The organism is Halostagnicola sp. A56 (assembly GCF_000691505.1).
Lineage (GTDB): Archaea > Halobacteriota > Halobacteria > Halobacteriales > Natrialbaceae > Halostagnicola.
In genome coordinates, this window is record NZ_JMIP02000022.1 from 17915 (window position 1) to 31940 (window position 14026).

The 14026-nt window shown below is 57.2% G+C and carries 15 protein-coding genes and 1 pseudogene; 6 read left to right on the top strand and 10 right to left on the bottom strand.

Annotated features, from left to right (window positions below):
- Nucleotides 1-38 precede the first annotated feature (38 nt).
- The gene (locus tag EL22_RS13025) at nt 39-404 is read right to left on the bottom strand and encodes a zinc ribbon domain-containing protein (protein WP_156184134.1); all 366 of its coding nucleotides are present in this window, start codon (nt 402-404) and stop codon (nt 39-41) included.
- A gap of 112 nt (nt 405-516) precedes the next feature.
- A complete protein-coding gene (locus EL22_RS13030; protein ID WP_050051918.1) occupies nt 517-954 on the bottom strand; it encodes a bis(5'-nucleosyl)-tetraphosphatase in 438 nt (145 codons plus the stop codon).
- Nucleotides 955-1110: 156 nt separating this feature from the next.
- Here EL22_RS13030 and EL22_RS13035 point away from each other — a divergent pair, with 156 nt between their 5' ends.
- A complete protein-coding gene (locus EL22_RS13035) occupies nt 1111-1440 on the top strand; it encodes an uS10/mL48 family ribosomal protein (protein ID WP_050051919.1) in 330 nt (109 codons plus the stop codon).
- Between the two features lie 109 nt (nt 1441-1549).
- On the opposite strand, the gene EL22_RS13040 is transcribed toward EL22_RS13035, so the two are convergent.
- The 5 genes from EL22_RS13040 to EL22_RS13060 all read right to left on the bottom strand — a co-directional run bounded on the left by EL22_RS13040 (nt 1550) and on the right by EL22_RS13060 (nt 7413).
- Nucleotides 1550-2473 (bottom strand): dihydrodipicolinate synthase family protein, encoded by a 924-nt coding sequence (locus EL22_RS13040; RefSeq protein ID WP_082146782.1) that lies wholly within the window; start codon nt 2471-2473, stop codon nt 1550-1552.
- 543 nt (nt 2474-3016) lie between these two features.
- Nucleotides 3017-3958, bottom strand: a complete 942-nt coding sequence (locus tag EL22_RS13045; protein ID WP_050051921.1) for an amidohydrolase family protein — start codon at nt 3956-3958, stop codon at nt 3017-3019.
- Between the two features lie 96 nt (nt 3959-4054).
- Nucleotides 4055-5512 (bottom strand): aldehyde dehydrogenase, encoded by a 1458-nt coding sequence (locus EL22_RS13050; protein WP_050051922.1) that lies wholly within the window; start codon nt 5510-5512, stop codon nt 4055-4057.
- Between the two features lie 156 nt (nt 5513-5668).
- On the bottom strand, nt 5669-5947 hold the full coding sequence (locus EL22_RS13055; RefSeq protein ID WP_050051941.1) for a DUF3006 domain-containing protein: 279 nt from the start codon (nt 5945-5947) through the stop codon (nt 5669-5671).
- Between the two features lie 5 nt (nt 5948-5952).
- Complete coding sequence (locus EL22_RS13060; protein ID WP_050051923.1) at nt 5953-7413, bottom strand: lamin tail domain-containing protein; 1461 nt, start codon at nt 7411-7413, stop codon at nt 5953-5955.
- A 728-nt stretch (nt 7414-8141) separates the two neighbouring features.
- On the opposite strand from EL22_RS13060, the gene EL22_RS18555 reads away from it, so the two are divergent.
- The 3 genes from EL22_RS18555 (at nt 8142) to EL22_RS13075 (ending at nt 10275) form a co-directional block, all read left to right on the top strand.
- Complete coding sequence (locus EL22_RS18555; protein ID WP_231587955.1) at nt 8142-8672, top strand: hypothetical protein; 531 nt, start codon at nt 8142-8144, stop codon at nt 8670-8672.
- 88 nt (nt 8673-8760) lie between these two features.
- On the top strand, nt 8761-9213 hold the full coding sequence (locus tag EL22_RS13070; RefSeq protein WP_050051924.1) for a helix-turn-helix domain-containing protein: 453 nt from the start codon (nt 8761-8763) through the stop codon (nt 9211-9213).
- Between the two features lie 384 nt (nt 9214-9597).
- Nucleotides 9598-10275 carry a hypothetical protein gene (locus tag EL22_RS13075; protein WP_050051942.1) on the top strand — a complete coding sequence of 226 codons (678 nt, stop codon included), beginning with the start codon at nt 9598-9600 and terminating at the stop codon, nt 10273-10275.
- A 98-nt stretch (nt 10276-10373) separates the two neighbouring features.
- Here the strand turns inward: EL22_RS13075 and EL22_RS13080 are convergent, their stop codons facing one another.
- Both EL22_RS13080 and EL22_RS18125 read right to left on the bottom strand, forming a co-directional pair.
- Nucleotides 10374-11213, bottom strand: a complete 840-nt coding sequence (locus EL22_RS13080; protein WP_050051925.1) for an alpha/beta fold hydrolase — start codon at nt 11211-11213, stop codon at nt 10374-10376.
- Nucleotides 11214-11285: 72 nt separating this feature from the next.
- Complete coding sequence (locus EL22_RS18125; RefSeq protein WP_175507074.1) at nt 11286-11450, bottom strand: hypothetical protein; 165 nt, start codon at nt 11448-11450, stop codon at nt 11286-11288.
- 184 nt (nt 11451-11634) lie between these two features.
- On the opposite strand from EL22_RS18125, the gene EL22_RS13085 reads away from it, so the two are divergent.
- Nucleotides 11635-12486: a CBS domain-containing protein gene (locus EL22_RS13085; protein ID WP_050051926.1), complete on the top strand. Its 852-nt coding sequence runs from the start codon at nt 11635-11637 to the stop codon at nt 12484-12486.
- Nucleotides 12479-13165, top strand: a pseudogene (gene glyS, locus EL22_RS13090) (glycine--tRNA ligase); the annotation flags it as partial. The gene EL22_RS13085 and the pseudogene glyS, both read left to right, overlap by 8 nt.
- Here glyS and EL22_RS19350 read toward each other — a convergent pair.
- Nucleotides 13093-13779 (bottom strand): site-specific integrase, encoded by a 687-nt coding sequence (locus tag EL22_RS19350; protein ID WP_156184135.1) that lies wholly within the window; start codon nt 13777-13779, stop codon nt 13093-13095. The pseudogene glyS and the gene EL22_RS19350 overlap by 73 nt on opposite strands.
- Nucleotides 13780-14026: the final 247 nt, after the last annotated feature.

The following is a 14026-nucleotide window of genomic DNA, read 5'->3' on the forward strand; positions in this document are numbered from 1 at the left end:
AAGCGGCGTTCGATTCCTCGAGTCGGGGTCGAGTCAGATTACGGCTCGATCTCTCCTCGATTGATCTTCTCGGCGACCGAGTAGGCGTCGTAGATGGCGTAGACCCAGACGATGAAGCCAGTGAAGATACCGACGACTACGAACACCAACAGAGCGTTGATGAATTGGATCACCATGAGCGCTAATCCTTTCCCGACCTGCCCGTTGTAGATCTGTCCGACGCCGGTAACGAACACCGAGAGGACGGCCGCGATCCCCGGGTTCTTCTCCTGTGGATACTTCTGTCTCACACCACAGTGCGGACAGATTTCGGCCTCTCTCTTGATGACATCGCCGCAACTCGAGCAGTACTGCTCGTCGGGGCCGGTCGTCACAGCGGGACCGTCTCGCTCGTCGAATGGCATTTCCTCAACTGAGTTACCACATCTAAATGAGAGTTTCGACGACCGGTAGCCACAGCAGATGCTCGCGGAAACCAGTCGCTCCTCGGATCGCTCGCACAGAGACGAGAATCGATTAGATTTCGTCTTCGTCCTCGAGCACGTCGAGGTAGTCGTGGGCCTGTTCGAAGATCTCTCGCGGGCCGTCCTGCGTGACGGTGTTTACCGCCTGCTCGTAATCGCGCCACTGGAGGTCGCGATGCTCGCTCGAGAGCTCCGCGCTCGCTTCGAACGATTTCGCGATGAAGAGGTGAACGGTCTTGTGGATCGTCGTTCCGTTCGCCTCGAAGACGTAACTGTAGTCCTCGCGAAAGCCGTCGAGTAGTCTGAACTGCTCTATACCTGCCTCTTCCTTTACTTCGCGGATAGCCGTCTGCTGAAGTTCTTCGTCTCCTTCGACACCGCCCTTGGGAAACTCCCAGTCGCCCGGGCGGCTCTTGAGTAGAAGATACTCGCGCCGGCCCCGCGTGTCGCGGAAGAGGATCGCGCCTGCGCTCGTAGCTTCGACTGCCATTACAGAGGATAACAGGTGCGGCGTTAAGTGAATATCGGACTGTCTTCTCGTCGTACATCACAGCAGAGACGCTAGAGGGGGCCGCGTCGACGGCCACCACCGATGCATCTCAGAAGGCTTTAGGTCGCCACCGGAGACGTACCTACAACGCCAGCCATGACCTTCGTAACTCGCCTCACGCTCCAAAGCGGTGACCGCGCCGCTCTCGACGGCCTCGTCTCGGATATCAAAGAAACCGCCGAACGAAAGGGGGCGGCGCTGAAAGGACCGCACACCCACCCGCCGAAGCGGCTCTCGGTCCCCCAGCACTCCCGACTCCACTCCGACGACGACCGCCGCTTCGATCCCTGGAACTACACGGTCTTTACGCGCGAACTCGAGATCCACGGCCACGACGACCTCGCCAGAAATATCGCCTCTCAGGATTTCCCCGACTCGATTTACATCGAGGCGGAAGTCGAGCAGATCCACGATATGGGAACGTAGGGAGAAACACTCTCTCGAGCCGATTCACTGGCTGTATACGGCCAACAAACTCACTCGATGGCGGCGATCGAGGTCGTTTCGACGCGCTATTCTCGTTTTTCGTCGCGATCTATCTGGAGCCGTCTGCGAAACGACTCCGGCGTTCAGGGGCGTTTCTCCGGTCCAAATGGTGTGTCGCTGGTTGGATGGTATAATTTGAGAACTCATCAGATTCGCCGGCGCGTCGAACCGCATTACCCTCTGGGTGGAAGGGAATAGTTGTCTCCCAGATTTTATCCGTGAGTTGTCGGGCAGTTTCTTCGTCGCCTTTCTGGAGTGCGTCTCGTAAAAGACAGACGGGATAAGGGTCGGATGACGCACAGGTACCGGACCAGCAAGCGACAGCATCTTCGGGGAACCACCGATATGCTTTGAACCACTCGTACTCAATTGGCATCAAGCGAATCTGGTCTCCAAGTTCCTTGAAAACATCATAAAACCGGACGTCAAATGAGCCGTACTTTGCTCCCACGACCTGTGGGATGTCAGCTAGCTCATGCCACAAATTAATCGAGAATTCTCCCTTGAATGCGGCCTGGTTGTAGTATACGATAATGCCAAGTTCCGGAACGGCCTCCGCAACATCACGGTAAAACTGAGCCGTTCCCTCGTCTGTGAGCTGACACCACATTGGCCGGCCGAGAAGCATTCCATCGGCACCAACGTCCCGAAGGAACTTTGCCCGCTCGATCGTTTGTTTGGTTCCCAAGGTCGTTGGTCCACCAATGACAGGGATAGCACCGTCCACGGCGTCAACGACAACCTCAGTGAATTGTTTCCACTCAGACTCGGTGAGCGTCGCTGATTCACCGAACGTTCCATTGATCATGATAGCGTTGACGTCATCAGATACGAGTTTACGCGCTCCCTTGCGCGCTTCTTCATAATCAACGGAATCCTCGGTGTCTGGCTGATCAGCGTTATCTGTAGCTGGAGTCGGCATTATTGCAAAGACTCCTTCCACGTCGTCGTAGCTCAATCTTTGGTCAGGCATGCATCTACAGGTACAGAAACCATGTATATAATAATTGCCCCCACTCCAACTATCTTCTCTAAAATGTGTTTGGAATAACTGGTTCAGATATGCGACTGCACCATTTGAAGCCCCATCCTGGCTACCTGCAATCGCTGACCGTACTACTCTCTTCTGGGTAAACTGTTGCGGTACGTTTGTTCTTGTAGATGACACACATCTGAGCTAGTTCCAGGCACTCTCAAGACCAGATTCGTGGTCACTCATTTACACCGTGTGAGAAGTTCATATCAAAAAGATAGTTTTGTCAATGGTATCTTGGCGTGCCGATATCCGTAAATTCGAGCATTGTGTTCATAATTGAAGGGTGTGATGAACAGGTGCTTGATTTAGGACTGCACGTTGAGTTCGGCGGGGAATGTTTGTCATGTAACTAATCGATAGACAGAGCCGGAGGTCACCAGTCTTCGGCGAACGATTTGTTTACAGAGATTTGGGTCGCTACTTCTAACATCGTCGCCAACAGGCCCTAGCCGAGTTTGCTCGCGAAACGCATCCCGATGACTACGTGTTCACGAGGAGCGCGCGAGCACTTTCCTCTAGAACGGTCGCTTCCTGGCTCGTGCTCGTCACGTCACTGACCGCCGTCACAAGTTCGGCCAGCTCTCTGTCTGAGCGTGGTTCGTAGGGATAGTCTGTGCCGAAAACAACGTTAGAAGCTGGGAATACGTCTAAGGCGGCTTCGAGTGCTGTCCGATCTCCGAAGAATCCCGCTGTATCGACGTAGATGCGTTCACGGAGCTGTGCTTCGAACTCCTCGATAGTCTTGACGTGGTCCTGTCCGGGCCACCGACCCTCGTCTAGTTGCAGACGAATTCGGCCCATCATCACCGCGATGTTTCCGCCGAGGTGATGATAGATAAGTTGGAGCCCTGGGTACCTGTCGAGGAGACCTGTATGGATAACACGGCAGATACTTGCCGCGAGAGCCACCTCTCGACCGAACGTCGCGTTAAGTAGGTACTCATCGTCAAGTGCGTCGGGGTGGAGCGACTCGTCGAGTTTTGGGTGGACTAGTAGCGGTGCCCCAGTTTGGTCGGCCACCTCGAACACGGGTTCTAGAATTTTATCATCTAAATTGATCCCACCAGAGGTCGTTTCTAATGCACCGCCGTTGAATCCCTTATCCAGTGCACGCTCAAACTCCGCAGCGGCCACTTCGCCGCCAGCCTGGGTCGGTATCGCTGCAAGCCCGTACAGCCGGTCAGTGTCTTCGACGACATCGAGCAGTGCGTCGTTGGAGGCGGCGGCCACCGTTGCGTCAGCCGATCCCATAAAGTAAGGCTGGGACAGCACGGCCCGATCGATGCCAGCACGCTCATACATCGTCAGGAGTCCGTCCACATCGGAAAGTTGGTCTCCAAGCAGTGACTCGATCTCACTCCCCACGAAAGCATCAGGATAGGTCTCTCTAGGGAACAGGTGCGCGCCAAAGTCGATCGTCATCCTTCGATCGTGCCTCCTGTCCACTCATCGGGACCACGACAGTAATCCACCCCACGCCGGATATGCACGGGGGAGATACGGTTTCTTGAAACTGCCTCACTCATAGTAGGAGTCAAGATTCCCATCTTCGTTGCCTGCTATCGATGTCCGGATTGTCTTATTTTGGGTGAACTCGTGCAGGGTCTCCTCGAATCCGAGCTTCCGGCCGGTACCGCTCTTACCGAAGCCGCCGAACGGTGTCCCAAGGAAAGTTCCATTGTTGTAGTTATTGATGTATACGATACCAACTTCGAGGCGGCGGGCCATCCGGTTTGCTACCTCCATATTCGTCGACCAGACCGCGGCACTCAGACCGTACTGTGAATCGTTCGCCAGATGGAGGGCCTCCTCGATGGAGTTGAACGTCGCCACCGACATCACCGGACCAAACACCTCCTCGTTCCAGATGCGCATCCCGGGTGTGACCTCGCCGAACACCACTGGTGGGACGTAATAACCGTCTTCGACGTCGTTGGGGACGGTGCCCTCATACAGGACCGTAGCTCCCTCTTCTTTCCCTATCTCGACATACTCCTTGATCTTCTCGTACTGCTTCTCATTGGCGAGGGGGGCGAGGTCAGTTGCAGGATCCAGACCTGGGCCGATAGTCATATCGTCGGTCACAGCGATGAACTTCTCAAGGAATTCGTTGCGGATGTCCTCGTGTAGGAGAAGGCGTTCACAGCCCGCACAAGCCTGTCCGGTGTTTGTAAACAGTCCGTCGGTCGTTCCCTCGACGGCTGTCTCAATGTCGGCGTCCGGGAGAACTATGTTCGGATTCTTCCCCCCGAGTTCGAGCATCACATCCGTGATCGATTCGGCAGCGGCCTCCATTACCTTCGTCCCTGTATCCGTGTGGCCGGTGAACCCGATCTTTCCGACTTCGGGGTGGTTTGTGAGCCGAACTCCCGGTTCGGTAGACCCAGTCACAACATTGACAACACCGTCTGGGAAAATATCCTGCCAGATCTCAGCCATTTTAAGCGAAGAGAGTGGTGCCTCGGGTGCGGGCTTCAGGACGACTGTGTTCCCCGTCGCCAGCGGCGCGGCCGTGAAATCAGAGGTGTGCATCGGCGGCCAGTTCCATGGGATGATAGAGGCGACAACACCGTACGGTTCACGGACGGTGTAATCGAACAGTTCGTTCTTCTCAGGAATGGTGTCACCGTGGTTCTTATCCGCAGCACCACCGTAATACTGGAATCCCTCCTTAGCTTCGTGGACGTCCGAACGGGACTGTTCAAGGGGTTTTCCGTTCTCCCTAGTCTCGAGTTCAACGAACTCGGTGTACCGCTTCTCAATAGCGTCGGCGACCTTAAAGAGATACTCCCCCCGCTCACGGGCACTAACGTGCCGCCAGACGTTCTCGTAGGTCTCGCGCGCCACCTTGACGGCGCGATCGATGTCCGCCACAGTCCCGTCCGGAACGGAGCCAACAATTTCTCGGTTCGCGGGATTTTCCACTTCAAACCGCTCGCCACTCGTACTCTCGACAAACTTGCCGTCAATGAACAAGTCCTGTTTGTAGATCGTGCTGTCTTCGGTTCAGTCGAGACCTGCTTTTCCTGTACTGAGTGTTTGACAATCTACGATTCGGTTCTTTTCAGAACAGAACCGAGTTCCCACCACTGATTTCTCTGAAAACCTCTCTTCATCACCGCCAGTGTCGACTCATTCCTCGCGATCGGACAACTTCTCCGACAACCGATCTAGTTTCGCCTGCGCAGATTCTCGGCGGTCTCGAGTCGCGTCTGGTCGGTACTCTATCGACGTGATTTCACCCTCCTCAAATGTCACCGACAGTACGCCACCGTCTGTTTGAGCGGGCTCCGGGAGTCGATCAGCAGGGACATCGACTTGCTCGATCACCTGCTCATTCTCCTCGAGCAAGATCACGGCAATCCCGCCGTCCTCAATCCGATCGATAACGCCAGTGTAGGTCCCATCCATCTTTCTCACCCTATAGCAGGAGCGACAGCTCCATCAATTCCACTGGCGACACTACCTGCGGTAAGCTGAGGGGGTGCCAGTGCATTCGTCTCGTCGTCGGAATCAGGTGTCTCCGCGAGGATATCCTGTGCATCCGTTGAAAACGACTCTTCGGTTTCTACCTCGTTTGACGTGCCATCAGTGCGAACCACAATATCGCCGTGGACTCCCGTCCAGTACGTTCCGATCTCTCGCTCGGCAAACCGTTCGAGGACCACGTCACTCGGATGCCCATACTGTGAATCGTAGGCACTCGAAATAATCGCTATCTCCGGGTTCACAGCATCTATGAAGCCGTCACTCGAGGAAGTCGATGACCCGTGGTGGCCGGCTTTGTAGACATTGCTCTCGAGGTCGCTTCCCCACTCGTCGACCAACCGCTGCTCGACGCCAGTATCGACATCACCGGGCGCTAAATACTGGAAGTCGCCAAACTTGAGCGCCAGCACCACACTGTTATCGTTGACATCACTCCCAGAATCCCCAGTGGGCGGGTTCATCACCTGAGCAGAGACGTTTCCCTCGATCGGTAGTTCATCACCGTCTTCGACGATGAGAAGCTCGACATCATACTCGTCAACAGCATTGAGATAGTTCCCATAGGTCGCAGAATCCGATGGGACACCCGAATCGTATGCGGTTCCAACACCCTCACCAGTCGTCTCGAAGTGCTCGATCACAGCGGCGTGGCCACCGATATGGTCGGCATCAGCGTGCGTTGCGACAAGGTGATCAATCCGATCAATCCCTTGGGCCTCAAGATAGCTGATGACTTCATCGCCGTCTTGCCGCCAGTCGCCACTGTCGATCAAAATCGTCTCGTTGGCTGGCGTGACGACGAGAGTCGAGTCACCTTGTCCAACGTCGATGTGGTGAATCTCGAGTTCACCATCAACAAGACTCTCGTTGATGTCATCACTCTCGTCGCCGTTATCGCCCTCTATATCGCCATCGGACTCAGACTCATCGAGATCGATATCGCCGTAGGCGTGCTCGAGCACGACTTGGCCACTGGCGTCGACGAGCCGAACCACATCGCCATCGCCTCGCCAGATGTTCACGTTGTATCCCCAGTACAGTTCGTTGTCCGTCGGATCGCCTTCACCGGTCGTTATCTTCACCGTCTCCTCAGATTCCAGGACAAACTCACTTGGAAACGAAAACGGAGAGAGACCGCCATCGACCTGTCCACCCTCTCGGTCTCGGAGTTCAAACCCAGACAAATCAACGGATTCATCGGCAGTATTCTCGAGGGCGATGTACTCCTCGTCGGGCGACACCTCTTTGACGTTCATGTCAACAACCTCGAGAGCATTCCCAACGGTCTGAGAGTCGTTGATCGCATTCTCGGGGCTCCCGGTGTCACTTGCACATCCCACAAGAACGACGAGGAGCGCCACGGAGACCACAAGGATCGCTCGGTTCATACACGGATCATCTCGAGAGCAGCGTTTGAGTGTTCCGGCTACTGGAAGAGCTCCGCTGACACCTTCGAAAATACGGTCTACGAGAGGTCAGCGAGACGAACACACCTTCACTGAGATCAAAGAGTCTCAAGACGCTGCTCGATCGCAGTAAGTACCGTCGAGTACACTTCGAGCGGGTGGAATGATGAAAGCTCAAGATCAGTGATATCGTTCGCAATCAGTGACTGGTGGGAGTGTAATCGGGTATTGTGCGTGTTTGGATGCCGATCCCAACGACATTCCCACTGGCTCCCATCGTCGTGGTCTTCGACAGAGTGGAACACTCTTAGGAAGTACATTGGTGGTGGAGAGCCCGCTGGTGATTTCTTGACCGCAGTGACGTGATCTGATCAAGGCCAATACGACGCGTTCACCGTTGAGTAAGCGATTCTACTCTTCCAGAACAGGCGTCACTGTCGCTACCAATAATCTCCGTCACAAGCGCTATGACCAGAGAACCGCTCAACAAACGTGATAGTACAACCTCTCTCCATCATTCACCTGCCAGATTCCACAGATTACCCATATATGTCTCTCCGAGGACCGTTAACAGAACGATCTGCCGCATACCTTCTATGGAATCAGTGACGACGGTCAGCAGTTCCTTGAGGACCACAAATTACTCCGAGCACAAGACACGTTTCGAGCGATCTACGACCGGGTGGAGAAAACCGACGCCATTACGCGGTATGAGACTGCACCACGACCGCAGCGCTGAGCCCCCGCTACACCACTATACTATTGGGATTTCAGCAAGCGGAAGCAGAGCAGAATCGTCTTTCTCATACAGACTGGTGCCCGATTCTGATTCTGCTAATTGGGGACACACCACCGTTTCCGGAGGTTCCGGAGGACACACCACTATTTCCGCAGGTTCCGCAGCTCCATATTATATTCTCATAGGAAACGAGAACGTTATCGATTCGTTTCGGAGAAGTATTCACCTCGTTCGCTCGAATCTGAAAAGCGTTCTTGGATTCTCGCTAGTGTGGCTCGTCCTGTTGAACGCCTTCTTGATCCCCGAATATCTACTCCAGTTGACGCTGACGGACGCCGGGCCTGCAGACGTGTTACCCGTCACTATCGGGATCCCAGTGTCGATCTTGCTCCCCATCGGGATCTTCCTTTCCGCAGTTGGCTTCGCATACTTCTATACGGTGTACACGGCATACTACCTGCGTTTGATCGAGGTCTCGCCCGCCAGTTTAGAATCGGCGTGATAGCCACCAACTACTACGTACCAACGGTTCGAACAACCACTACCCGGAAGAACCTCCACAACCTGCCTCACCAGAATTAACAGCACCTATGGCACGACTCTTCCCAACACGAACGGACGCCGCCGTCGAACGAAGCGACGACCCAGCCGTCCTCAGCCTCGACGATGCTGCGACTCGAGACGTGATCGAAGCGCTGTCCTCCGAGACTGCATACGAGATATTCCGGCTACTCAACGAGACGCCGGCTACGCCATCGCGGATCGCCGATCAACTCGATCAGAGCGTTCAGAACGTCCACTATCACCTGGAGAAGCTCGAATCGGCAGGGGTGATCGAAGTCACCGACACTTGCTATTCGGAGAAGGGGCGAGAGATGAGCGTCTTCGTCGTCTCGGAAGACCCAACGCTCCTCTTTCTCGGTACCGAGGACGATCGGCCGAGTCTCAAACGTGCGTTCAAATCCTTTGCATCGCTGCTCGGCCCACCGGCAGTTCTGCTTGCAGCCGGCGAATCCGTCTCACAGCTCCTCAGTGCCGAATGAGCGAACACACCGAACCAATGATCCGACGCTCTTGGGAAGGGAATCGTTGATGCTGTTCTGGTCAGCCGATGTGAGTTCACCATCGTCCGTCCGGATCTCCCCGGAAGGGGACTTTGGCTCGGCACCTGCAGACACGAACCGCCGGACTGCGGGCCGTCAACAGGGGACTACACGAGTGCGATGACCCGAAGCACTTCTATTGCCGACGACACAACCGAGGGTGACGTGGCACCGACGATTAAAGCGCGAGACGACGTTGACGGTTGTGGCTGTCTCGAATGTCGGAACGTCGAGACGGTTACCACTCGCCGGACCGTCCTCGACGCGTTAGTCTGGTCCCTTCGACTGTTCCGGTCTCGTCCGTCGATCGTTGCCTTCGCAGGTGTGAGTATCGTCGCTAACCGCCTTCTCGTAACGAACAGCGTTAATGTGCTTCCGACACCCGCAATCGGCGTGTTCGACGCGGTTGCGGCGTTTGCGTTTCTCTTTTTGATTCGAGCTTACGTCGGAACGATCGTCGCCGGAGCGCTGACTGGCGATACCGTAACGATACGCGACGGACTGCGCCGAAGCATTACTCGAACACCTGCATTAATCGGAGTCATCGTTCTGTTCATTTTGTCCGTAGTGACGATTCCGTTCCTCGTATCTCTGCCGCTATTCGTTCTCGTCGGCGTTGTCCCGGGTAATCCTGTAGAGATGGTGGGATTTCCCGTTGTTGGGGCGGTTGGCGTAGTCGTAGTCGCCGTTCCGTTTCTGCTGTTGTTATTCAAATTCTGGTTCGCACCTGAGGCCTGTGTCGTCGGCCGATATGGCCCCGTCGAAGCACTTCGAGTTAGCTGGCGAATCACGACGAACTACCGCAGCAAATTCGCGCTCATCCTCGTCATCGCCGTTGGAAGTGCAATCAGCCTCTATCTCTCAGCACACCTCCCCGATATGGGGGCGAAACTGGCTTTTCACCCCGCTTTGCGCATGATTTCAGCGAGTTTCGGTGAATTCCTCTCTATCGTATGGGCGAGCGCCTACGCGCACATCTACGTGCAAGGAGTCGTTTCGTGATTCAGGTTCGAGAAGCGAGCGAGTCGTCGAGATCGTCTGGGGTGATACTCGCAGACCGACTCACCGAAAGCCACACGGTGGGATTTGACGGTGCTAAACTAGACGGTGCCGGAACGGTCGTTCGAGTTAACTGCCTCTTCGTCCCGCTCCTCGAAAAAGCCCAGCAACCGGTCGTTCACCGTTCGCGAGCGTTCGATGAACGCGAGGTGGCCGGCAGCCTCGATCTTTTCGAACTCGCCGCGTGGAAGGCCTCGAGCGAGCCGTTCGCCGGCCTCGGGATCGACGAGTTCGTCGCCAGTACCGTGAAGGACGAGTGCGGGTTGCGTGACCTCGACCAGCCAGTCGGTCGCGTCGAATCCAGAGAGGGAAGCGAGTTGGGCCTCCCAACCCGCGCGCGAGGCGTCACCGTCGGCTCGCCAGTCGACGATGCCCTCGAGAACGTCGGGCTGGCGCGATCGGAACTCGGCCGAGAGCGCCGTCTCGAGCGATGAGCGGATCGCCTCGCGGTCCTCGGGCGGGGCGAACAATGGCTCGAGCGAGAACGCGGCTTCCGTGGGCGCGGTCCCGAGCAGTGCGAGCGTTTCGACGCGGTTCGTGGCGCGCGCGGCCTCGAGCGCGACGGCACCGCCGAGGCCGGCACCGACGACGTGGGCGGACCGAACGCCGGCATCTGCGAGGACGGCCTCGAGGTCCGCCGCGAGCGTCTCGAGGGCGTACAGGCCGGGCGGCGCGTCCGAGCGGCCCGTCCCGCGGAGATCCCAGACGAGCGTCTCGAACGGTCCGGAAAGCGCCGCGTGCTGCCAGCCCCACGACCAGCCGCCGAGGCCGGCTTCGGGCACGAAGACGACGGTGTCGGGGGCGCCGTCGGCGCTGTCGCGATAGCCGTCGCCGTCGAGTTCGTAGTGAAGCGAGGTGTCGCCGTTCGACGCAGTGGGCATATACGGCTCGAGGAACTGGAAGCGGGCACCGGTTTCGATTTCGGCCGGCGACAGAGCGGGGGCGCCCGGACTCTAGCGCCAGGCCGGGAGCTCCGGCGCGGCGTCGGCCTGCATCGAGAGCCACGCACCGTCGGCGGAGATGTCCGCGATGACGTACTCGCTGCTCGAGCCTCCCGAATCGATGGAGCCAACGACGGTGTCGTCGGACCCAACCGAGTGTGCGTGAGTGTTGGGCATGGGAGAAGTTCACACCCACACACGTATAAACGCATCGAAACGGACTGTCCGTCGGGAGAGACGATCGCCGGTTGAACCACCGGAGACGGGGACGAGAGCGCCGCTCCGTCCGCGGTCGGGGGGCAACTCGATGGCGATGACGGAAACACTGGGTTTATACTCATTTTCGCCGTACAACCGGGACATGAACGTAGCCGACGCGATGACGCCGCGCGCGGACGTCGTGACCGTCGAACTGCCGGGAACCAGAAGCGACGTGCTCGAGTACCTTCAGGAGCAGTCGTTCTCGTCGGTTCCTGTCGTCAAATCGACCGACGAGGGGACCGAGTACCGGGGGCTCGTCTCTCGGGACGTCCTGATCGAACAGCCCGACGAAGACCAACTCGTCATGTTGCTCGAGGACGTTCCGACGACGACGGCTGAGACGTCGCTCGAGGACGTCGCGCGGACGATGGTCGAACAGGGCGCACGACGCGTTCCAGTCGTGGACGGAGAGTTCGAGGGCATCGTCACGGTAACCGACGTCATCCACGCCATCGCGACGGGCGATCAGGAGACCGACGATGTCGTCGAATCCTACGCGAGCGAAGATGTCAACACGACCTACGAAGGGACGCCGTTGATCGTCGCAGAGCGCGAGTTGTTCTACGCGAACGTCCCGTACGCGGTCGCACTCGACGACGAGGGAACCATGAGCGGTGTACTCACCGAGGTCGACATCATCGACGTCGCCCGGATCGTCGAGGGCGAGGAGGAGACGGGGAACAACTTCCCGGACCAGGACGCCGACTACTCCTGGGAGGGGATCAAAGGCGTCGGGAGCCGCTACCTGCCGACTCGAGACATCGAGATTCCGACCGGCCCAGTCCGTGACTTCATGACCAGCGACATCGTCACGGTGACGGCCAAGAAGTCGATTCAGGAGACCGCACAGGCCATGATCAGCAACGACGTCGAGCAGATTCCGATGGTGACCGGCGAACACCTGGCGGGTATCGTCTGTGACGTCGACCTGCTGGAGGCGCTGTATGAGTGACGACGCGTCCGCCGAACCGGCCGAGCGAACGAGCGAACGGCTCGTCGAACTCGCCAAGCGCCGCGGGTACTTCTTCCAGTCCTCGGGTGCCTACGGCGGCGTCGGCGGCTTCTACACCTTCGGTCCGCAGGGTGCCTCGTTAAAGAGCAACGTAGAGGACGCCTGGCGCGACCGCTTCGCCCTCGAGGAGGGCAACATGGAGATCGACGCGCCGACGATCATGCCCGAACCGGTCTTCGAAGCGTCGGGCCACCTCGACGGCTTCGACGACATGCTCGTCGAGTGTCCCGACTGTGGCGAGAGCCACCGTGCGGACCACGTCGTCGAGGATCATACGGAGTACGAAGACGCCGAGAGCCTCCCCATTCCGGAGGTCGAGGAGGTCATCGCCGAGCACGAACTCGTCTGTCCCGCCTGCGGCGCGGGCCTCGCGGGACAGGCCGTCGAGGCGTTCAACCTCATGTTCGCGACGAACATCGGACCCGGCGACGCACAGCCGGGATATCTTCGGCCCGAGACCGCACAGGGCATCTTCGTCGAGTTCCCGCGGCTTAAGGAGTACGCCCGGAACACGCTGCCGTTCGGCGTCACTCAGATCGGCCGAGCCTACCGCAACGAGATCAGTCCGCGGCGATCGATCATCCGCACCCGCGAGTTCACCCAGGCCGAACTCGAGTGGTAATCATCTACAATAGCGCAGGTTTCATTACTCAATGCAACTGGTCGTTCTCCAGACGGGCCGTTCTTGAGTTGGGTTCCGTCCCGTTCTCTGAAGTAGAGGAATTGTTCGTTACTATCGTAGTCTTCCAAATCGAGCGCACGGAGGGCTCCAACACGAGCCGATGTACGCCACGCAAGCAGGAACCAGACGTGTTCAACAGTAGCGTAGTGATAGCGGTCAAGTGTTTCGAGAATCGTTCTAGAGTTGTCTTCAGAGATTTTCCGGTTGTTCACTTCGTCTGACCGCTTCATGGTCACACTTGGAACTGACTCACATAACTCGGAGTCCACGATATCTAGTCTTCCGAGGTAGCGGAGAAACACACGGAGGGTATCTAGCTGCCCTTTCAGGGCAGATTTCGATAGGTCTCCGTCTTCTCGTCTCCAGTTTTTGTATTGTTCTACATCGATTGGGTTGATGTTGGTAAGGTCGTCTATGCCTTGTTCGTCACACCATCTCACAAAGTGGTTTAGCCGGTACTCGTGTGTCTTCAAGGTTGATTCCCTAACTTCGCCTTTTCGTGATTTGAGATACATGCTCTGGCACTTGCAAGGACCCGGGTTTCGTGTCATGGTATGTTGCAGAATCGCCAACAGGTCCGTGGGAGGTTGGTTCGAACCCGCCCGAGCCCATTTCTGTGGCGAGCAATACCGCGAGTCGTAGCAATGAGCCGAGGGCGGGTTCGAACTAGACGAGTTGCGCACAGCGTAGCGAGCACGTCTCAGCGTGGTTCGAACCCGCTCGAGTCCCCCTCTGGGTTTTCACCCTCCCGGCCCGCTCGTATTGAAATCTGTCCGTGGCTGCGTGCTCGAGCGAGGA